Source organism: Paraburkholderia piptadeniae (assembly GCF_900007165.1).
Lineage (GTDB): Bacteria > Pseudomonadota > Gammaproteobacteria > Burkholderiales > Burkholderiaceae > Paraburkholderia > Paraburkholderia piptadeniae.
Genome location: NZ_CYGY02000030.1, coordinates 67952 through 89183 on the forward strand (window position 1 = coordinate 67952; position 21232 = coordinate 89183).

Annotated in this window: 13 protein-coding genes and 2 pseudogenes; 2 read left to right on the forward strand and 13 right to left on the reverse strand. The window is 60.6% G+C overall.

What is annotated here, in order from left to right; genetic code table 11:
- The first annotated feature begins 880 nt into the window (after window positions 1-880).
- Window positions 881-1114, forward strand: coding sequence for a hypothetical protein (locus BN2476_RS45505; protein ID WP_143810971.1), 234 nt, complete (start codon window positions 881-883; stop codon window positions 1112-1114).
- Between the two features lie 377 nt (window positions 1115-1491).
- Here BN2476_RS45505 and BN2476_RS15095 read toward each other — a convergent pair whose 3' ends face one another.
- From BN2476_RS15095 to BN2476_RS15120, 6 genes and pseudogenes are all read right to left on the reverse strand, one after another.
- Window positions 1492-1683, reverse strand: coding sequence for a hypothetical protein (locus BN2476_RS15095; RefSeq protein WP_087734973.1), 192 nt, complete (start codon window positions 1681-1683; stop codon window positions 1492-1494).
- 210 nt (window positions 1684-1893) lie between these two features.
- Entirely contained in the window at window positions 1894-2646 is a 753-nt protein-coding gene (locus BN2476_RS48210; RefSeq protein WP_235850841.1) for an OmpA family protein, read from the reverse strand.
- A 152-nt stretch (window positions 2647-2798) separates the two neighbouring features.
- Window positions 2799-3129: pseudogene (locus BN2476_RS49705) on the reverse strand (trimeric autotransporter adhesin BpaB); the annotation flags it as partial.
- A 275-nt stretch (window positions 3130-3404) separates the two neighbouring features.
- Window positions 3405-3614 (reverse strand): annotated as a pseudogene (locus BN2476_RS15105) (diguanylate cyclase domain-containing protein); the annotation flags it as partial.
- Window positions 3615-3770: 156 nt separating this feature from the next.
- Window positions 3771-4610: a DUF8737 domain-containing protein gene (locus tag BN2476_RS15115; protein WP_235850842.1), complete on the reverse strand. Its 840-nt coding sequence runs from the start codon at window positions 4608-4610 to the stop codon at window positions 3771-3773.
- Entirely contained in the window at window positions 4607-5458 is an 852-nt protein-coding gene (locus tag BN2476_RS15120) for a class I SAM-dependent methyltransferase (protein ID WP_087734975.1), read from the reverse strand. Before BN2476_RS15120 ends, BN2476_RS15115 begins: the two co-directional genes overlap by 4 nt.
- An 83-nt stretch (window positions 5459-5541) precedes the next feature.
- Between BN2476_RS15120 and BN2476_RS15125 the strand changes: the two genes are divergently transcribed.
- Window positions 5542-6513, forward strand: a complete 972-nt coding sequence (locus BN2476_RS15125; protein ID WP_087734976.1) for a LysR family transcriptional regulator — start codon at window positions 5542-5544, stop codon at window positions 6511-6513.
- A gap of 333 nt (window positions 6514-6846) precedes the next feature.
- On the opposite strand, the gene BN2476_RS15130 is transcribed toward BN2476_RS15125, so the two are convergent.
- The 7 genes from BN2476_RS15130 to BN2476_RS48220 form a co-directional block, all read right to left on the reverse strand.
- On the reverse strand, window positions 6847-7266 hold the full coding sequence (locus BN2476_RS15130; protein WP_087734977.1) for a hypothetical protein: 420 nt from the start codon (window positions 7264-7266) through the stop codon (window positions 6847-6849).
- A gap of 156 nt (window positions 7267-7422) precedes the next feature.
- A complete protein-coding gene (locus tag BN2476_RS15135; protein ID WP_087734978.1) occupies window positions 7423-8076 on the reverse strand; it encodes a hypothetical protein in 654 nt (217 codons plus the stop codon).
- Between the two features lie 379 nt (window positions 8077-8455).
- Complete coding sequence (locus BN2476_RS15140; protein ID WP_087734979.1) at window positions 8456-10210, reverse strand: ShlB/FhaC/HecB family hemolysin secretion/activation protein; 1755 nt, start codon at window positions 10208-10210, stop codon at window positions 8456-8458.
- A gap of 66 nt (window positions 10211-10276) precedes the next feature.
- Window positions 10277-10879 (reverse strand): hypothetical protein, encoded by a 603-nt coding sequence (locus BN2476_RS15145; RefSeq protein ID WP_087734980.1) that lies wholly within the window; start codon window positions 10877-10879, stop codon window positions 10277-10279.
- A 28-nt stretch (window positions 10880-10907) separates the two neighbouring features.
- Entirely contained in the window at window positions 10908-11105 is a 198-nt protein-coding gene (locus BN2476_RS45525; protein WP_143810973.1) for a hypothetical protein, read from the reverse strand.
- 357 nt (window positions 11106-11462) lie between these two features.
- Window positions 11463-18302 (reverse strand): hemagglutinin repeat-containing protein, encoded by a 6840-nt coding sequence (locus tag BN2476_RS15150; RefSeq protein WP_235850843.1) that lies wholly within the window; start codon window positions 18300-18302, stop codon window positions 11463-11465.
- A complete protein-coding gene (locus BN2476_RS48220) occupies window positions 18299-21112 on the reverse strand; it encodes a two-partner secretion domain-containing protein (RefSeq protein ID WP_235850844.1) in 2814 nt (937 codons plus the stop codon). The genes BN2476_RS15150 and BN2476_RS48220 overlap by 4 nt, the downstream gene beginning before the upstream one ends.
- Between the last annotated feature and the right edge of the window lie 120 nt (window positions 21113-21232).

Sequence of the window (21232 nt, forward strand, 5' to 3'; positions counted from 1 at the left end):
GGCCACCGCCGCCCGAACCACCATTACCCGCGCCGCTGCCACCTTGGCCGCCGCTTCCGTGGCCAGCGCTCCCCTGGCCACCACCGCCGGGGCCACTGTTGCCCTGGCTGCCGCCACTACCTTGTCCGCCCGCGCCGCTACCGCCACTGCCTTGGCCACCCGCGCTTTGTCCGACGCTCCCCGTGCTTCCGGCACCAGCGCTCCCGCCTCCTGTACTCCCCGCAGCGGTGCCTCCCACGCCCGCATCGGCTGGTCCGGCGTCGCCCGATCCACTCTGTGCAGCTCCCGAGCTACCGACTCCCACGCCAGCCCCGCCAGCGCCTCCGATACCCGGACTTCCGACGCCCGTGCCCGTGCCGGTGCCGGCTGCACCGCTCGTCGCGACACCCGTATTTCCACCGCCGTCGGAACCTGCGCCGTTGCTCGCGCCCAGTCCCGTGCCGCCCGTTAATCCAGAGCCGCCTCCCGTGGCGCGCGTCCCACCTGTGAGCGGCGGGGCAACTCCGGTGAAAGTGTCGGTTGCGCTTGTAGGCGAATCAATTCCATCCAGGAACGCCAGATCTGCGCCATTTGATAAGGGATCTGGCGCGCGCCCGGCGACAGGCGCGTTCGCCATCACCGCTGCCGCGTGCAGACTGACTGCCAGCATCCCGAGAATTTTCAGCGGTGCCCGTTCTCCGCGTCCCCGATTATTTTTTCTCATTTTCTATTCCTGATTAATTTATTTGAATCGTTGTCGACCCGTTCTCAACTTTCAGGCAGCGTCGGTGATGCCTCACCGTTGGCCGCCTCCCCCTTTTTCGTGTAGTCAAGTTATCCGGGGCACGAGACATAGACCGTTCGGTACCCAACGCAACAGATAAAATCGGGGATATTTCGCATGAGCGACCCCAATGGCCGACCACCCGCGCGGGAATGTGAGCGCGCCCCGACTGTTCTGGCCTCGTTGACGCTAAAAACTATTAAATCGGAATACGAACAAATGAGAGATATTCAGCCGACGATGACCCCCAAGCTGGCCATCAAAACAGTTGTGTTAGTTGTGTTAGTTGCGGTCGCTGAATTTTGTACGGGACGAATTGACCACCTTGCCCGAATGAAGATAGCGCATTGAATCTGCCACAAAAATCGCCAGATAATTCACCATCCTAACAATATGCGATGTTCGTTTTATCGGTCGCTAGTCCGCGGTCGCGTTGAACAAGATGCCCTGATACGGCATCCGGCAGGTTTTAGCGTGGGATCACGCCGTTCGAACGACGACTTTTTGAAATGGATGAGCGGCAATAATTGGCCGAACCCGGTCCGACGTCGAACACGCGCCGTGGTCCGCCGTTGAGTGACCCACATCTGGCAGCAGTCGCGTGGACTAAGGGCGACGGCCGGATGAGTCGCCCGATGCGGAGGCGGCCGCCGCACTCGCGGCGCTCGAACAGGTCACCCTCACGTTCAGCTTCGACCCCGATGACCCGGCCAGCATCGAGCGCGGCGTCAGGCAAACTCGACGCGCGCATCGATGCCGTGGTCGCGCCGTTTCGCGAAGATGCCTTCGTTGAGGCGGTCGCCCGCCAGCTCAAGGACGAATGCCGCGCGCCCTGCAGCAGATCGCCACGGGGGCGGCGGCCGGTTCCGGTACGCCGCACTGATGCCGTCGTGGCGTGTCAGCAGCTCGCACTGCTGCAACCGCCGCGCGACTGACGAGGCCGGCGACGGTGAACATGATCAGACAGACGAAGCCGGCCATGGAACTTCAAACGGAACTCGTTGTGCATGACATCAACGACGGGGCTGTGCTCGCCGGTTTTAGCCGAAGAGAGCATGCCCGCCCGCGCACCGGATGAACATGCTCATGATCAAGGACGTTTTACGACCTATATCCGACGACTGCTTACATCACTTGCGCCCCTGAACGGTGATCGACACATACCGATCCTGTTGCAGGCGCGCGATCAGCGCGCGAGCGTCGCCATCCGGACAGTGCGTTCCCGGCTGGCTCGAGCCCACGCCTTCCGCATGAATGATGCTGCTGTCCAGTCCGTGCGCAACGAGATAGTCGCGCACTGTATTGGCCCGGGCAAGCGACAACGACCCGTTGAGCGATTCTGGACCGAGCCTGTCGGTATGGCCCACGACCGTGATTGCGCTGACCTGATGATGCTTGCGGATGCGCGCGGCTATTTCGTCAAGTTCGGCTTTCGCAGGCGGCAACATACTCTCGGGCGCCGACTTGCCGAACGGAAACAGCGCATCGCTTTCCACTGCGAAGTTCTCGAGCGTGGTCGCTTCGCCCGCGACCGCGCCGGTTCCGGCCGACGCGAGACTGCTGGCCTGCTGGCCGCAGCTGAACAACAGAACACGGGGATCATTGCGGTTGTCGTCGGCAGCGCCGGCCAACTGCCTGATCGTCACGGCACCATGTGCCTGCGTGCCATCGGCGACATTCGTCAACTGTCGATACGTGTTGGCGCTTGCGCTGCCGAAGGACACGGCGCCGCGCAGCGTCTGATCGGCCGTGTTGAACGGAATCGAGTGCGTGCCGTTGGCAATCGAGCCGATACCCGATAGCACCGCGCGGTCGGACACCGAACCCGAGCCGATCGCGATGCCGCCCACCACCGATGCACTCGACAGCGCGCCAAGCGCCATCGCGTTGTCCGCCAGCGCCGCAGCGCCGTTGCCGCAACGCCCGCCGCCAGCGCGTTGAGGCCGGTCGCACCGTTGTTGTTGTAGTTGCCGCCTTGCGTACCACCGTCGTTGACGCTGTAGTAGTGCGTCTTCTCGGCGGCGACGGTCGTCGCCAGACTGTCGATCGCCTGGTTGGTCTGGTAGAGCTGCGAGCCATTCACGGCGTCCGTGCTGCTCGCCTCAGGCTGCCCGCCGCCACATGCCGGATCTGCCGCTCCGCACCCGCCGCGCCCAGCTCACGACACTCGCCGGGTTGGTGCCAGCAAAGCTGTAGACCGCCCCGTTGATTGTCGCGCTCCCGGTGGGCGTTGCGGTGCGCGTCTGCGAACCGGAGCCCAGCGCGACATCGCCCGTGTTATTGGCGACCGCGTTCGGGCCTATCGCAACGCTGTCGGTCCCGAGCGCCTGGCTGTCCGTCGCCGTCGAGTTCGCGTGGAAGTACTTGCTGCGATCGCCTTCACCAGTGTGGCCGCGTTCGATGATCTTTCATGGTTTCGGTGCACAAGCTCGGACATCGCTGACGTTAGGGGAGCGGCGCGGTTGGGGCGGCTACCAGATTGGTTTTCCTACATTCGCGCCAGATCACGGTGAGCGTTCAGCGAAAGACGCAGCGACTCATAAGATTAGAACTGACCGACACGACCTGGTCTGCCATCGGTGCGCTACTGGAGGTCGCAGCGTGTAGGCCAGAGCAGTGAGCTTTCCCCAGCCGACTAGCCGTTAATGGTCTTGAAGCCGTCGAGATCCATGAACAGGACCGCAAACCCCGTATCGGGCTGACATGCAATCAGGATCGCATGCTCGATCCGCTCCATTAGCGTCCGCCGGTTCGGCAAATCCGTCAGCGTGCCGAACGTCGCCATCCGCACGATCTGCCCATTGAGTTGCGAAACCAGGCGTGCGAGGAACGAAGCCCGCGCATCAAATCGAGGGCGTCCATCGACTTGAGCCTGGGCCAGACGTACACACCGAAGCAAAGCAGCCTGGTGACATACCCCGGAACGAGATGCAACCGGAAGAGAAGTTCAGGTGACATGTCACCTCGCGTCAGCTGTTGTCTGGCGTATGGACGGAAAGGAAGGAGATCAGCCGGCACGTCGTCGGATCAGTTGGCGCAGCGACAGCGCGTGCAGCAGGATCGAGCCTGGCACCACGAAAGCAGGGGTCAGCACATACGGATAAGCGCCGGCGTTAATGCCCGGCACATTCGGAACGATCAACTGGAACCGGCCGGGCGAGGTGATCAGCCCCAAGGTAACTGCGACTGCGAAATCGGCGAGGCCGAAGATGTTCCAGGCGAACGCCGCCCTCCGCCCTTGGGCTGTACCGCTCGCCACGGCGATTGCCGCCAGCACGGCGGACAGGCCGGTCAGCACGTCGCCAATTCCCGCCGGCAACGCAAACACGCCGGGCAGCACCCCACGCAGCCACGCAGCAAGAGCCCAGCCGCCGAATACCCGGTAAAGCTGAAGAGCGATGAGCCAGCTCGCCGGCATAACGTCGAGCACCTGCCCCACCCGCTTCGACAACAGTAACAACGGCGCGCCGATCATCACCGGCATGAAGATCGCCAACGGCAGCCACGGCACAGACCGCGGTGAGGCGTCGAGGTGAAAGACGCCGTAGATCGCCGCGCTCCAGACTACCGCGAACCAGAGCGTGTCCGTGATCATGATCGCAAGCCAGGTCGCGCGGCGTTGGTCCGGCGTCAGGTCGGTGCTTTCCAGGCCGAGCCACAAGCCGACCGCGATAAACGCATGAGCCATCAGCTGGTGGGCCGTGGTCGGAACGCCGCTGTCCGGGATAACCGGCTGCCAGTAGATCAACGCAATCCACAAGGCTGTCAGCGGGACGATCCAAAGCATGATGCGCCAGGCGGGACGCGGCGGAACGATACCAGCGGGAACATGGGCGGTGCTCATCATTGGCGCTCCAGTTGAACGTGTGTCTTCGCGGATGCGGCCTCGAATACCCCGGTGAAGATGCCGAGTCGGCCTTCCATAAGACTTCGCGCGAGGTTCGCGGAAAGCTGTGCGAAGTCCGGCCCCATCACCACGCCGAGATTCGGCGAGGGCGGCGGCCCTGACGCACGCAGCTGGGTGAACCAGGCCTTGGCGGCCTCGGCGTCGTCTTGCCATACCAGCGTGCGAAAGCCCGCCTGTTCGATCGCCTCGCGCGTTGCATCGGCTGTCAGCAGAAAGCTTGTTGACGGCGTTCGTGCCCAGGGAACGGGGTAGTACGGTTCGCCACCGTTTGCGACGACGTCGAACGTCGCGAACCTGCCGCCTGGCTTCAGCACGCGCCCTATCTCCCGGTAAAGCCGGGCGCGCCCGGATATGTTCATCGCCACGTGCTGCAGCAATACGGCGTCGAAACGGCTGCCGTCGAAGGGAAGTTCCAGCGCGCTGGCAGCATGGAACGACACCTGTTCGCTCTGCCCTGTTCGCCGGGTGAGATAGCGTGCGGCATCCACGAACGCTTCGCTGAGATCGATACCCGTCACGCGGCAGCCACAGGTTGCAGCGATCAGACGGGCCGGGCCGCCAACGCCCGAGCCGACGTCCAGCACCGACATGTCGGCGGTGATGCCAGCCAGTTCGGCAAGCTCGGCGGTCGCAGCGAACCCACGGGTGTGAAACTGGTCGAGCGCGACCAGTTGCTGCGGTGTGAGCCGCTGATCCTCGGGTCCAAGAACCGTGAGCGCGGCCTTCAGCCGCCCGGTCAGGCCAGTCGCGCGATAGTGATCGCGCACACCATCAAGTGCATCAGTCATTGCAAGGCTCCTCTCTCCTGATTTGCACGTTAGATGTACCATCGTCTTGCGTGAACGACTATTCATCACAATGTTGATGGGCCATGAAGCAGAACTTCACAGTCAGACAGGGAGCGCTCGATGGTGTCGAGGCGTTCCTGAGCGTGGCCCAGCATCGGAGTTTTCGCAGGGCAGCCGCGGAACTCGGCGTGACGCCGTCGGCCATCAGTCAGGCGGTGCGTGTACTGGAAACACGCATTGGCGCAGCGCTCTTCATACGCACCACGCGTAGCGTTGGCCTCACGGAAGCAGGCGAACGGTTTCTCTCGCGCGCAAAGCCTGCCTTCGAGGAGCTTGTCGCCGCAAGCGAGGTTGCGCGTGGACTCGGCCAGCGGCCCGCCGGATTGTTGCGTCTTTCCGTGCCGCGCGCGGTGGTGCCAATCCTGCTGGAGCCACTGATCGCATCCTTCTGCAAGGCGTACCCCGAAGTCGAGGTGGAGATCGCCGCCGGCAAGGAGCTGATCGATCTTGCAGCGGAAGGATTCGACGCCGGCATCCGGCTGGGTCAGTTCATCGCCGCCGACATGATCGCGGTGCCGTTGACGCCACCGTTTCGTCTCATCGTCGTCGGGAGCCCAGCCTACTTCGAAGGGCGCAGCAGGCCCAGGCAAACGGACGATCTGCGCCGGCACGCATGCTTGCGATGGCGGCGATCCAGCGGCGCGCTCGCGCTATGGTCATTCAACGACAACGGCAACGCGATCGAGATCGCCGTATCCGGCCCGCTGATCGCCAGTGACTTTCCCACCATGCTCGGCGCCGCGATCGAAGGCATAGGCCTTGCCCAGCTACCTGAGCCGATAGCCGCCGAGGCATTGAAAGCGGGAAAACTCGTGCAAGTGCTGCAGCCGTTCGCGCCGGTGATACCGGGCGTGTTTCTCTACTATCCGGGTCGCCGGCAGATCTTGCCGAAGCTGCGCGCATTCATCGATCACGTGAAGAGCCGTCCGGCGGGCGATAGCAAGGCCCGGGTACAAGATGACTCCAGGCGTGCCGGGTCGGGCAAAAGAGGGTGAGGGCCTGCGCGAATTCCAGGCATGAGACGGCGCTCGGCTCATCCCCGAAACGTCGTCCTGTATCGGGCAAAGGGCAGTTTTCGGAGGCAGAAGGGACGCTCGAGCGTCCTCCATGCAAAAAAGCATAAATCGTGATTCGAAGCGAACCTTCAGATTTTCGGAAAGCGGTCGTTCTACCCGGCGCGATGTCGACGATCAGATCGCTCGATGCGAGCGTTCCCGCCGGCCGAGCCTGGATCCCCGTTCGTTGACGATTCGCTCCTGCTTTCCGTGCCGAACTTCCGTAGCATATCCAAAGTGTGCCTCCCGCTCAGCCGTGAGCAGAGGTTGCGCCTAGTATGAGCGCTCCTTTATCCCCCAACGGCCGTTATCTTCGGTCACGATCCAAAGGTTATCGTGCATGGTAATGATCGACTCGTCTGCACGATTTCGCGAGTAGCGGACCAGCAGATGAACCTTCCGTGGGCTCACGAGCACAACTCTTCTGTCATGGTAGATGGTCCGACTCCATCCGGTCGTCGCTTCCAGTTCTTCAAAAAATGACGCAGGTAGTTGCCCCGGTTGCTCCCACACTACCAGTTTCTCCCCGGACAAGATCACATGCCGAAAATGCAGGTGGGCGTCCATGCCTTCAAGATCGCGCCGGTTGAAGGCGTCAGTGAATGAGTCGATGCAAGCGATGGCACGCTCCACCATTACAACGTGGTCCGAGCCATCACTACGCGGCTGAAACAGAGATCCCGAGTTGTCCATGTTAGCCGATCGCGAAGGGTTGTATTTTCGATTGTCGACGTTCTACGCTGCTGTGTCGACCGACCGCTCATGGCCGCCCCTGAAGGGACATACAATCAAGCCAAAAGCGGCCGATCGAACATAAGCACTGAGCAAATACGTAACGACTGTTGAACTTTATCGCATCAATTGGACATCGAAATCCGTCAGGTCCAGACTCGGGAATTCCCGTTTTAGCTCGGATAACGCCCCATCCACATAATTGGCCGCATAGACTGGCAGCGTGTCCGGCGCACTATCTTCTTTCAAGCCCATCCAGAAACTGCAGGGACGCGAGTGATATAGCTTACGCGCCTCGATATACTTTGCGTCCGCTTCGCATGCATATTCCTTCGGCACACGGTTATAGATGGACCAGCCCTTGATAACAGTGCCTATATAAGCGACTTTCCCATCTTTTACCGTGAACCGGAACGGATCGCGGGACACCACACTGGCAGCATCCCCCCCGGCAGAAATCGACTCGATTGTGTACGTCCCCACTGGTAGCGTCAGCGCGAACACCGAGACCTCGCGCGGATACGAGCCGTAGTAAAGAATCCTTTCCCTTGTGTCTACATTTTCTACCGTGAAAGCCCCTCCTTCGCAACGTTTCCCAAATACGACACCTTTTCCAGCTTGCGGTCTGACGATGCCTGCTGCGGAATAGGTTTGGCCAACTGGACCAGGTGTCACGCACCCTACGATCGCGATCGAAACAACGAGCGCCAGCGGGATTGCGGTCCCGCGACATGACTTTGACGAAAGGTATAACTGGAAGAGGCGCGTCATGAGATGTTCGTTAGTGGTCGAAGTGATGTTACGCGTGAAATCTGCGCCAACGACGAGCGTAGGTAGATTAGGGCTTTGCGCAGGTGCAAAGTCCGACGGGCGAATTATTTAGCGCCATCCCCTGCCATCGCGCATTTTCTCTAAATCTCTGCAAGGAATATGGCTACTGGCATAGCGCCAATGACGCAGGGACGGACGCATATGTGTTATCGGCGAGGACGTCGATTGCTTCGGTTGCGCGCGGTGTCTATGAAATGGCGCCTTACAAGCAGCGACGCTCGTAGAGCATCGTTTTAATATTTGTGATGTCACTCGCATAGTCGTCTCGTGATCGTAAGCACTTCTCAAACAGCAATCCGTGTCACAGTGAACATTTCCCTCAGAATTGAGCCGTCAGCTGGAAACCCACGGTTACACGCGCGGTCGGAAACTCCACTGGCTTATAGATTGGCGTGCCTGCGAAAAGCTCGTACGCAAACCCCGTAATCCGTGTCGGTACGCTGCCGCGAATGCCAATAACCGCGCCCGCCAATTGCGTGCCCGCGAGAAACGCGCTATTCGGACCGTAGACATGGCCGTAATCCAGTCCGGCGTAAAGAGATTGCCCCGTCTGCCCGATTGACCATTGCAGTTCGTTGCGCCAGTAGAATCCCTTCTCCGCCGCGAGGAGCGTTTCGCCATCGAAGCCACGAACTGTGTAACGGCTACCGATAGTCAAGTCGTCAATGAAGAAGAGCGTGTCGTTCGTGAACTGACCATGCAACGTGGTCACGTAACGAAACTGCTGCTTTGCGATCGCAAACCGCACAGACACGTTTGCATCGAGCACAGCCATATGAAAGCGGTACGTCGGACCATCCGGATAGGGATCCGGAGTAGCACCAAGCCCGCCAACACCCTGCCGATATGCGAGTGTCCCGTCGAACTGGGACATCCCGAAGTAGTGGCGGTCGGTCAGCCCCGCTTCGATAAATGTGTTATTGCGCTTTTGCGTGGGGATGCTCGTATCGTCGATGAAGCTTTCGCCGAAGCGCTTCGATAATTGCAACTCGGCGCCGAACACGTCGTTCTGACTCCGCGAAAGCACACGCGCCAGCCTGAATGCGGCCGTTTGTGAATCGCCGCTTGACACGAATGTCTGGTTCACGGCCGCTATCTGCTGATAGTAGGTGTTCGTATTACCCGAAAGCGTAGCCGTCCAGTAGCCCCATGGGACAGAATACGATCCGCTGAAACCGTGCGAGCCCAAGCCTTTGTCGCCAAACTCCAGGTCCTGATTTGCACCCAACGCCAGTACGTCGTTGATGCCAAGCGGATTGGCGAGTCCGAAGCTCAGGTTGCCTTGCAGCTTTCCGGTTGCGCGCGTGCCCGAATTATCGATCGAAGCAACAACGCTCCACGGTTTCGTGCGCTTCACGTCGATAACGACATCGCTCTCTCCCGGCGATGTCGTCGGCTCGATTTTCATATCCACGTCCTGGCTCGAGACGCGCTTCATTTGTTCCAGCCCCTGCTCGAGGTCCCGAAGATTCAACATATCGCCATCTCGGGCTGGAAACGCGGATTTCCACGTGCCACGCATATCCGGATTGGCAAAACGCAGGTGGCGGACGACGCCTGGCACCAGTGCGACCGTCAGTGTGCCTGTCGATACATCCTGTTCGGGCAGCAGCACGCGCGTAGTGATATAGCCTCGACTCAGGATGACCTGTTGCAATCCTTTAGTGACCAAGGCGAATCCCTGTTTGCCGATGCATCGGCCAGTGTAGTGCTCGAGCCATTGGTGCGCAAACGCAAACCGATCGAGAGGCAATGACGATGCGCCTTGTTTGCGTATGGCGTCGGGCAATGTTTCGGGTACGTCGAGGGTGAATGAGTCAATGCGGAAGCACGGCGTTTCGGCGGGAAGTTCGGGGAAGCCTTCCGCCTTCGGCGCTGTTGAACGCACTGCCGGTGCATTCACGGTCTGTGCGCGCTGCTGCGCGTTCCTTTGCTGTTGCACCTGCTGGTTCTGTTGAGCGTTTGCGCGTGCGGCGGCTGCCGTGTCTGCAGGATTAGGTGCCTGCTGCGCCTGGCCTGTTAGTGATATCAGGGCTGTGAGCGGAAATACCGCCAGCCTCTTTATGCTACTCATTTTCTCTATTCCAAGATTCAATCCTGCGTTGCAGGCAATAGCCCCGTTACCACTGCACGCAAGCTCTTATTCTTTATTTACCCGACATTCGAGCGCCACATTCATGTGCACCGATTCATCGAGTCCCTGTCCATCAATTTGCCGGGCCTCGATTTCGCATTGGCGTCCCTGTCGCGTCAGAAACACGTCGTAGTCACGCCCAGCGTCCGGGGTCAGCACCATGGACGAGGCAACGCATCGACGCGTCGTGCCATACTGACCTGAATAAACGATCCATCCCATCGAATACGTAATCGGTTGCCCAGCCGGAACTACGTATTCGCGTATGAGCCTCTTACCCGTCAATCCCTCCACCCGCATCCATGGACGCGGACTTGGTGGCATGCCGATGACTACACTGCGTGTGGCGTAGCGAAAGCTGCCAACCATGCCATCGTCGACACGAATGCCGTCAAAGCCCGATAGCGCTTGATAGCAACCGCCGGAACGGAATACTGTGTAAGGCTGATTGTTTTCGGAAGAAAGCACGCGCACGCGCGCGAACATCGTTGGATCGTAGATGGGCGTTTCAGTCTCCACGTGGTGTGCCGGTTGCGGCAATAGCGAACACGCAGACAAAACAGCGACGCCGATCACGGTGGCGAATCGCACGCGCCACAAGGTTGTCATTTGGGAGCTCGCCTCTCAAAGCTGTTATCTATCGCGCACCTGAAACTTTCATCAGCGTGCCGGACTTAATCGAATAAGTAAGGTTGAAGTCCAAACCCTTGTCTGTCGAAAACACGACGATCACATTGTCTTCATTCTCGACGCTGACCCACATAAAGCGGCCCCCTGCAAGCGACTCGCGATTGCTAGCCTTTGCGTCTTTGTCCCACTTCACTTCGGAAGCCATACATATCCTGCCCCGTTAAGTCGTTCACCGCCTTCTGTTGCCCTCTTGCGTCGTGCTGTTTTCGGTGAACGTGTCCTTGCTGTGACTGCGGCCGAGCTTTGTAATGCACCGAGCACGGCAATCCGCCCTAGCTTCTGCGAAACTTTGCCCAAGCGAATACCATAAAAACAACTGATAACAGCGTTCCGCGCACAAGCACACTTTTCAAACTTATCAACCTCATTAAATCAACAATTCCGAACTTCCCATAACATCCTTCGACAAAGGCACAGCTAATTATCAGACCGATAGCCCACGCAACAGCCACGGTTGCCCAACAAACCACCAAGCTACATACAAAATATATGGGAAGTCTCTTCATTTTCCGCTCGGCACCTTCGATTTCACCGTGTCGTATGTCTTATTGAATACTTCTTGCCCAAGGCCACCGACCCCCGTTCCGAAAACCACAGGAAGATTGTTTGCATTAAGCAAGTTCCAGCCACTGCTGGACCATGTTCCCGTGGCGACCCAATTCTGACCGCTGCTTATGGTCGGCCTCGTGGCATTGTTAAGACTGGACTCACCTAGTTTCCCAACACCGTAGCCCAAACTAGACAGCAAGCCGCTGGTCAAGGCCGATCCCGTCACGCTGTCGCTCTTGCCATACATCGCATTGTTGAACACCGTCCCTGCAGCCCCACCAACAGCATTCACGCCCATATTCCACCACAGCCGGCCATACGAGCCCGCCATGCCAGTACCAAAGCTGGTCGCTACATCTACCGGATTGATCGTCCCAGTCTGAAGATACTGCGAACCCGCATTAATACCGGCACTGATGATACCCGTGCCGAACGGCGAGGCCCACACACCCGAGCCCAACAGACCACCCGAGCTGAAGATCGGTGCACCCGGCAATGCGGCCAGCACCGGCCCAGCCGCCAAGCCACCCGTGATCAACGCTGCAGCTCCAATGCCCACCGCCGGATTTGCTACCGCACCGGGCAACGCCCGCTGCTCCGGCGTCAACGAACCATCCTTGTTGCCATAGAGGAACGGGTTGTTGTAATCGGCGGTTGTCGCGGTGAACAAACTCCGCGCATTCTGGCTGATGAACGCCGTCGCGTATCTGTCGCCGCCCGGCCCCTTGCTCGCCGCGGCATCAACCAGGCGATAACCGCTTGCCAGCAACATGTTCTGCGCCTGGTCTTCGGTGATTGTCTGACCGGTCTGGTCTGCGTAGAACTGCGCGAACTTCTTCGCATTGGCCTTCGCCCATTCGCGCTCACTTGGGTGCAACTGCCGGTTGTAGGCATCAGCATTGGAAGCCGTGAACGCTCCCGCAGTTCCACCGACTGCCGCCCCTGCCGCTGTCGCAATCACATTCCCCAGCCCATTCCCGAACGCATGCTCGATCGTCCCGGGCGCCCCCATCGAATCAGCGAGGTCATTGAGATGACCGGAGAGCGACGACGACACCCCGGCTCCTGCTCCGCCGCCTATTGCGCCCGTCAGGCTTCCCGCACCCAATCCACCGAGCAAGGCGCCGCCAGCCACGTGCAGCAGTATTCGGTCGGTCCCACCCTCACTCCAATCCTTTGCATCCTGATGGAACTGCGCAGCCTGATCGTCCTCGCCAAGCAACAAAGCTGTCTTCTCCTCGCTCTCTGCCTGATGCTCCTTGTAATCACCATATGTGCCAATCGCTTGCGCAACTTGCGCGCCCGCCGCATTCGCAGCATTCATGACGTCCTGTTGCTGCGAGAGCAGATCGTTCACATCAGGCAGCTTTGAAACCGTACCGTTGAGATCCGTCGTGTCGCGATTCAGCGAAGCCACATCCTGCTTCTGGTTTGCGGCATCAGTGATGACAACGTTGCCGGCAGCAACGCCGCTTCGCGTTGTCGCGTGCTCGCTGCCACTATCCGACTGAGAGATCATCGGTGTGACGCCGAGTCCGCCACCGCCAAACGTCACCCCGCTGCTGGATGCGCTGTATTCAGAGTGATTCTGCATATCCGACCAGCTCAGCGTCCCTGTCGTCATGGTATTTTTCGACGCGTCCGCATCGCTCGCGATGTACGCGCCCTTCAGGTCAGTATTGCCTTTGACGTTGATATCGAATCCGCCCGCCCCAGCCTGAATGCCCGCCTGTTCATTTACAGCCGCGTAGCTGCCATTTGCGCTGCCGTGCTGGGTACTGAAGCTCCCGCTGGCCCCGCCGCCCTGGCTGATGCTGAATCCGCCGCCCGAACTCGACTGGTGCGCGGAACTGGTGGTCGTGTCCTGCACACTGGCAATGTTCAGGTTGCCGCCGATATCGGCGCTCACCTGCTTGCCGCTCACATTCGCACCTATGATGTTCGTGTCGCCGCCGGACACGATGGTCACGCTGTTCTTGCCTTGAACGTGTGTGTTGGTTTGCGTCACCGCATCGCTGTTCGCGTCGCCGTGTGCCTTCGACATCGACGCGGAAACGCCGAAACCATTCGTGCCGTACGAAACACCTATACTCGCGCTGCTCGATTCGTTCGTGCTACGTGTCGAGTCGGTACTCGTTGTATTCAGCAGATTGACCTGATTTGTAGCAGCCAACAGCACGTCATTCGCGTTCACATTCGAACCAGCGATCGTAAGGTTGCCGCTTCCGGGCGTGCCGTCGCCGGTGGCGGCAAATGCGGCCGTGCCCCCCGCCATCACGCTGGACCCCGTGCGGGTTGTCTGATCCTCGCTGGACGTGCTTTTGCTCTGACTTGATCCGAAGCTCAACTGCACGCTGATATCAGGCTTTTGCCCGGGGCTCAGCGCCTGGCCAGCTACTGCGTTGCCAATCGCACCAGCCGCTGCAATGGAATGCAACGCCTTGGCGCGCCCATTTTCACTCTGTGACGCGGCCTGGCTTTCGCTGATCGCAGTATTGATCGCATTGCCGATGCTGCCTCCCAGACCGAGCGTAAAGCCGCTGGATTTGACCTCATGTGTTTCGTCATGGTGCGTCGTACCCGCGGCCGCGTCGATAATCACGTTCGCGCCCGTGCCAACGATGTTCTGCGCCGCGATAAGGTCGCTGCCCGTAACATGCAAATCATTGCCCGCCGACAGATGCACACTGCCATCCGTACTGCCGATAAGGCTGGCGTTGTTCGTCATCGAGCTGTAGTGCGTCGTGTCCTTATGATCGTTGGAGCCATATGAAATCCCTGCACCACCCGAACCGCCGAGTCCCGTTTTCAGATCTTCGTGAAAATGGCTGCTCTCGCTCGTGTCCTGCGAAGTATTGATGGTCAGGTTGTAACCCGCCGCGAGCGTCACATCGTTCGTCGCGGCGACCGTGGAACCGGTGATGGTCATGTCATGTCCGGCCGAACCCGTCACCGTATCACCCGACACTGTCGATCCGTTCGCAATCACCTGATGCGAACTCGTCGAATCGGTTTCCTTTTCGTGCGAAAGGAAACCCGAGTGATTGTTTTCCGACCAGCTTTGTGCATCATGCGTCTCGCTGACGCTGCCAATCGTGACATCGCCCGTCGAAACGAGTTTGACACCACCGCCGCCCGCGTCCGTTGCGACCGACGACCCGAGAATCGACAGGTTGCCAGTGCCATTCTGGCCCGCCGCAAGCGTGACATTGCCACCGGCGCTCACACTCGAACCCTGTACTGTTTCGTCGTAACTGGAACTCGTGTGATGCGACTGCTCGCCGCCCATCGACTGTTCGCTTCGCGTACGCGTGTCCTTCGCAGCCGTCACGGTCAGACTGCCACCCGCTACCATTGCCGCGTCGCCGCCAGCCTTCACTGTCGCGTCGGTGAGCGTTGTGTCGCGACCTGACACAGTCGTGAGATTGCTGCCCGCCACGATCGCGCTGCCGAGGTTCTGTGCGACCTTGTCGTGGCCGCCGTTGAGCTCGTCCTTCGTCTGGACGTCCTGCGTGCTGGTCAGCGTCGTCGTACTCACATTCAGATCGCGCCCGGCAGCGACAGCCGCATTGCCGCCCGCCTGGATCGTCGCGCCCGCCAGGTTCACGTCGCGGCCCGCGATCACGGTTGCGCTGCCCGTCGCCGAAATCGTGCCGATCGCGTCGACGCCTGTCCCCGTTACGCTGCCCGTGAGCGTGTTCGAACCGAAGGTCTTCGATACGCTATACGTCTGCGTTTCGTTGATCACATCGCGGCCGGCTTGCACGACAACATCCGCGCCGCCGATGCGTCCGCTGGTATTGCGCACATCCTGCACGGCGGCGACAGTCGTCGTCCCCGCACTGCCGATCACCCCACTATTCGTGATGTTGTTGCCGATGATCGTCGTCGCGACATCGCTGACGATATGGCCGCTGTTGTTCACGTCGCCGCTCGCGTTCAGGCACACGCTGTTGCCCGCGACGAGCGCACCGCTGCCCGTCAGATCCACTGTGTCTGACTGCGCGAGATACACCTGCGGCACGAGCACGCTCTGATGCGAGCCGTCGGGCAACGTCACGTCCTGCGAGACAAGCCAGACCATATCGGTCGTCAGTTGCGACATCTGCTCGGGCGTGAGCGCGACACCCGGCGCGAGGCCGAACTCCTTCGCATACTTGACGCCGTTGTTCATCAGCGCCGTGTATTCGTCGAGATTGTCCGAGTAGCCGGTGAGGAACGTACGGCCCGTCAGCTGTGTGATCTGGTTTCGCACGAGCGTCTCTTCGTACATACCGTCGCCAACGCGCTTCTCGACCTTCGAAGGATCGAGGCCCAGCTGGTTGAGCATGTAATCGCTCGATACGAAATTCGTGTACTGCGTGAAGCGCGGATCAGTGGCGACGAGATAGGTCGCGTTGGGCGCGGTGTTGAATTTATAGAGGCCATTCGACGGCAGCTTGAGATTGGGAATCCCGCCTGTCGTTCCGCCAACCGTCTGCGGACGGTTCGGACCGCCGATGACGACGCCCTGCTGCGCGCCTCCCACGGACTGCGGTTGCGACGATTGTCCGCTGATGCTGCCCGTCTGCGTTCCGTCGGCACTGCCGCCCGTCACGCCAGAGCCAGTCACCGTCTGTCCCTGACGATTCACCGATCCAATTGAGATGTTCTGCGCCGTCGTCTGCACGCCCTGATTCGACGTGGCGATCGCAGGCAAAGACGCGACTGTCGTTACGGACTGCGTGACGCCGTCCTCGACGGTCTGCGTGTCGCTGCTGCCGCCCGTTTTCTGGTGCCAGTAGAACGTCGACGTCTCGTCCTGCGTGATGGTCTGTTGAAGGACGATGCCGGTATCGTTGACTGTGCCGCCAGTGGTGCGGCGCACGAGGCTGCCCCCCGCGCTCATCGTCGATGACTGGTTGTTGATCGCACCGCCGTCTGCATTGATGCGGATCGCGCCTTGCGCCTGGATCGTCGCTGCGTTGCCTGCGCTCAGCAACTGGTCGGTTGTCGTGGTCGTGTGGACCGTGCGCGTCGTTTCGCTATAGTCGTGCGAGTCGGGGCCGAGGTCGAAACGCGTCTTCACCTGGTCCGGGCGGATGTTCTTGTTCGGGTCGAAATCCGGCCAGAAGGTGATCGTGTACGAGTCGCCGTTGTCAGTGATGCTGTTGTACCACTGGGTGGGATTCGTTGCGACGTTGCGGGTCTGCGGTGCGGGATGTTCGCTGCAAAAATCATGGCTATTGCAGGTCTGCATCATCACGGTGTTGTCCGTGAAGGTCTCAGTGAGCGGCTGCGTCAGGGAAAAAGTCTGCGCACTCGTGTTCAAATTAGTGACCTGCGACTTCGGTACGGTCACACTGATCGGTGTCGCCAGTCTTCCAACTATTTCAGCTTTCAGCGGGGCCTCGTCGCCTGACCACGACCATTGCGCGAACGTACCGCTGAGATGGCTTCCCAACTGCTCACCGATGGGGATTCCCGCTGTCCACAGCGTCAGCGTCTGGTCACCCGTGTCCTGCGGTGTTCCCGCAACTGTCACGACGCCGGTGCGGATGTTGTTCGCCGTGTGCGCGGCAATGTCGATACTTCCATCCGCTTCGATACTCGCGGCGCTATTCGTCAGCACGTTGGTCTGATTGGCGAGCATGCCCGAGCCATCACGCGCACCGTTTCTTGCGATCTCGAGGTTACCCGCGCTGTAGATCAGCGCGCCATCCGCATTCGTGACAGAATTCGCCGCGTAGAGATGCACGCTGTTGACGCCAGCAATCACGGCAGCGGCGCCGGAGTTCTGCACGTCGTTCGCGGTGATCGTCACGTCGTTGCCGATCACCGCGCCTGTGTTCGCGAGCACCGCACTCGTCGCGTTCACCGTGTTGCCTTCAATACGCCCGGCATTCGATAACGTGCCCGCCGCATTGACAGTCGTCGATACCGAATCGACGTCGGCGCCAACTGCATTGACGACATTCACCCCGCTCACGGTCAACGCGCCGTTCGCCGCGAGCGTGCCCGCGTTGGTCAGTGTCCCGCTCGCATTGACGGTCATGTTGCCGTCCGCGTGCAGGTTGTTCGCCGCTGTGTTCGTGTAATCGCCCGCGACGTTCAGCGTCAGGTTACGCCCTGCAACGATATTGCCATTGCCGGACATCGCCCCGCCTGCTGCAATGTCGCGATTCGCCCGGATCGCTCCGCCCGCATTCGAAAGAAAGGCGACCGCAAGCGAGGCATCGACACCACCGAGTATCGAGCCACCGTTGTTGAGAACGGTCGCACCGGCCTGATTGAGCGTCAGGTCCGTGCCGCCGTATATCGTGCCGCCCGCATTGTTCAGGCTCTGCGTAACATTGAGCGTTGCCGAGGCGCTCGCAACGAGGTTCGCGCCCGCGTCATTGCTCAACGCTTGCGCATTCAGCGTGACATCGCCGTTTCCGCCAAGCGTGCCGCCCGTGTTCGTTATGCCCGTCGACGAGGTCACCGTCGTTGCGCCATCGCCCGCATTGGTCAGCTTGCCGCCGGTGTTGTCAATGCTCGCAGCGCTCGTGTTCAGCGCGCCGTGCGCGCCGTTTGCGGACAACGTGCCATGCGCATTAGAAAGCTGCCCGCCCGCGCTGACCGTGAGATCGCCGGCCGTTTGCGCAGAGCCGCCTGTATTGTCGATGCCGCCCTGCGATTCGAGCGTCAGCCCGTCGCCCCCATACAGCGCACCGCTGCGATTCGTGATGCCCGACGATGCGTTGACGAGCGCAGCCTTTTGCGCCGACAGCGTGCCCGCAGTGTTGTCGAGGCTCGCAGCCGTGACGGTCATCGTGCCGTTGGTAACGACCTGCCCGACACGTTCGTCATCGCGCCTGTCGCATTGGCGACCAGGGCGCCCGAGCCCGCATGCTGGATCGTGCCGCTGTCGTTGACGATGCGATTGGCGAAGACATTCAGGTTGTTCGCATTCGATGCAACCGTGCCGTTCGTATTGTCGAGCGTGCCGCCTGCGCGAATAGTCTGGTCTGTCGTGCCGTATTGCGTGAGCTTGCCGCCGCGATTCGTCAGGTCGCCCGTTGCGGAGACACTCAGCGCATCGCCATCGATGCTGCCACTCGTGTTGTCGATCGAAGCAGCCGCCACGCTTGTCGCCGAACCCGACAACGTACCGCCCGTGTTGTTCAGCGCACCTGTCGACGTTGCGTCGAGCGCACCGCCTGCTGTGACGCTGCCTGCCTGATTGTCGACAGACTCTGCGTGAACGGTCGCATCGCTCGCCGAACTGAGTTGCCCATGATTCGAGAACGTGCCTGCTGTGACGCTGAGTGCGCCGTTTGTACCGATGACGCCGCCCGCGTCGCCCGACGCCGACGTGCCCGCCGCGTTCACGAGCGCGCCCGTCGTCTTCAGGGTCATGCCGTCGCCGCTCAGCGACACGATGCGGCCCGAGCTGTTGTCGAGCGATGCGGCGTCGATCTTTGCGCCGCCCGCTGCCTGCACTGTGCCGCGAGTGTTGTTCAGCGCGCCGCCAGCCTGCACGTCGAGTGCGCCGTTCGTGACCAGTCCGCCCGCGACGTTCGACACGTCACCCGTCGTTGTGATGCCAAGTGTGTTCGTGCCCGCATGCTGGATCGAACCGCTGTCATTGACGATACTGCCTGCAGCGATGTTCAGCTTGTTCGCGTTCGACGCGGTGGTGCCATTCGAATTGTCGAATGTGCCGCCCGCACTGATGGTCTGATCCGTCGTGCCGTATTGCGTGAGCTTGCCGCCGCGATTCGTCAGGTTGCCGGAGGCCGAAACGCTCAGCGCGTCGCCGTCGATGCTGCCGCTCGTGTTATCGATCGATGCCGCAGAGACACTCGTCGATGCACTGGAAAGCGTGCCGCCCGTGTTGTTCAGTTCGCCGGTCGCCTTCGCGTCGAGCGCACCGCCTGCCGAGATGTTGCCGCCGTGATTGTCGACCGATTGAGTGCGAACCTGTGCGTCGCTGGCCGCGCTGAGTTGCCCCTGATTCGAAAGCGTACCCGCCGAAATTGTCAGTGCGCCGTTCGTGCCGATCACGCCGCCCGTTGCAGCCGATGCTGTCGTTCCCGGCGCGTTCACGAGCGCACCCGTCGTCGTCAGCGACATGCCGTCACTGTTCAGCGAAACGATGCGACCCGCCGTGTTGTCCAGCGAATCAGCGCTGACAGAAGCATGCGCAGCAGACTGGATCGTGCCTTGGCGGTTATCGAGCGCGTGCGATGCGCTCAGATCGAGCGTCGACTGCGAGACGATCTGACCACCGGTGTTGGCAACATTCGATGCGCTAACATGCATGGCATCGCCGCTCGACAGCTTGCCCTGCGACACGGAGAACGTGCCGGCTGCATTCGCGTTCAACGCGCCACCTGCAGTCGTGGTCGTGCCCGACAGGTTGATGTCCGAGGCGCTCGCCGCGAGTATCAGATCGCCGCTCTTCGCAATGGTGCCGTCACCATTGACTCCCGCGCCGAGCGTGCCGCTGGAAGCGATGCTCGAAGCGCTCACGGTTGCATTCTGCTGCGCGGCGAGTGTGCCGCTATTCGTCAGCGCACCCACCGTACTTGCGCTGATGTTCTGCTGTGCGTACGTCGTGCCGCTGTTGTCGATGCCATCGTGCGCGATCGCGCTGATGTTGCCGCTCGCATTTGTCTGTCCGGCGAGAACGAGCTTGCCCTGTGTGGTCAGAATCAGGTCGCCCGCCTGAGCAGCCAGCACGCCCTTGTTCGATACGCCGACACCATTCTCAGTGCCGACCAGCATGATGCGGTTCGCGTACATGCCGCCGAGATTGCTTACGTCGATCGACACGCCGGGCGCTGGGCCATCGCCAGCGATGGGCGTGGCGTTGAGCGTGTCGTGATCGACGTGGTTCGCGCCCGTCACGACGTTCAGGTTCTTCGCGTAGATCGCGGCATTGGCCTGCACGGCGCGCGAAATCAGGTCGACCTGGTCGACGTTCGACGCATTCAAACCCGCACCTTGAATGCTGATGTTGCCGCCCGTGACGTTGAACCCTGTGCGCGATCCATCGGGACCGAAGTTGGGCGTCCCCGTCGTCAGAATGGCGCGCGATGTATTGATGAACCCGCCGCCATTGACCGAAATGCCCGAGCCGTTCGCGATGACGACTTCGGCCCGGTTGCCCGCCACCTCGACATAGCCGTTTATCTGGCTGGCCGCACGGCTGTTGACCTGATTGACGATGACCTTCGCGGACTCGTTCGCCGCGAAGTTCGGATTGCCGTTGATGTAGCCAGCCTGTTGCGCGTTGACGATGGTCGGCGAGTTGTTCAGGATTACGCCGGCTTTCGGCACGTCGAACTGCGTGTAGCCGTTGATCGACACACCCGCTGCAGACGGACAGGAGACGTTGACCTGCTGGATGCCATTAGCGGTCTGAATGACCGTCGGGCGATGCGCGCCCCCGTTTGGATCGGCGACAACCTGTGCAGAGGCCGTTGTCATGCCGACAACGCCCAGGCCGATCGCTGCCGCGACTGAACGCAGCGAGACGCCGACAGCGCCATGCGTGGCTGTGGCGCCGTCAACCGTCGCTTCGCCTTGATTTTTCTTGCCCGTCGCCGCGGCGGTTTCCTCAACTGCGACAAGCATTCCCCGTATCCGGCTGAATACCAGCCGGTAAGCCCTCTTGTTCATTTTTTATGCGCTGAGCTAGTTCTGGAAAGCGCGCGTAATGTATCAGAAACATTTAGTAACAATTGTCAAACCATG

Coding starts and splice junctions, on each gene's coding strand:
- BN2476_RS45505 (WP_143810971.1), top strand. CDS start 881: ATGAGCGACCCCAATGGCCGACCACCCGCGCGGGAATGTGAGCGCGCC.
- BN2476_RS48210 (WP_235850841.1), bottom strand. CDS start 2,646: ATGGCGCTTGGCGCGCTGTCGAGTGCATCGGTGGTGGGCGGCATCGCG.
- BN2476_RS15115 (WP_235850842.1), bottom strand. CDS start 4,610: ATGATGAGCACCGCCCATGTTCCCGCTGGTATCGTTCCGCCGCGTCCC.
- BN2476_RS15120 (WP_087734975.1), bottom strand. CDS start 5,458: ATGACTGATGCACTTGATGGTGTGCGCGATCACTATCGCGCGACTGGC.
- BN2476_RS15125 (WP_087734976.1), top strand. CDS start 5,542: ATGAAGCAGAACTTCACAGTCAGACAGGGAGCGCTCGATGGTGTCGAG.
- BN2476_RS15130 (WP_087734977.1), bottom strand. CDS start 7,266: ATGGACAACTCGGGATCTCTGTTTCAGCCGCGTAGTGATGGCTCGGAC.
- BN2476_RS15135 (WP_087734978.1), bottom strand. CDS start 8,076: ATGACGCGCCTCTTCCAGTTATACCTTTCGTCAAAGTCATGTCGCGGG.
- BN2476_RS15140 (WP_087734979.1), bottom strand. CDS start 10,210: ATGAGTAGCATAAAGAGGCTGGCGGTATTTCCGCTCACAGCCCTGATA.
- BN2476_RS15145 (WP_087734980.1), bottom strand. CDS start 10,879: ATGACAACCTTGTGGCGCGTGCGATTCGCCACCGTGATCGGCGTCGCT.
- BN2476_RS45525 (WP_143810973.1), bottom strand. CDS start 11,105: ATGGCTTCCGAAGTGAAGTGGGACAAAGACGCAAAGGCTAGCAATCGC.
- BN2476_RS15150 (WP_235850843.1), bottom strand. CDS start 18,302: ATGACCGTCACGGCTGCGAGCCTCGACAACACTGCGGGCACGCTGTCG.
- BN2476_RS48220 (WP_235850844.1), bottom strand. CDS start 21,112: ATGCTTGTCGCAGTTGAGGAAACCGCCGCGGCGACGGGCAAGAAAAAT.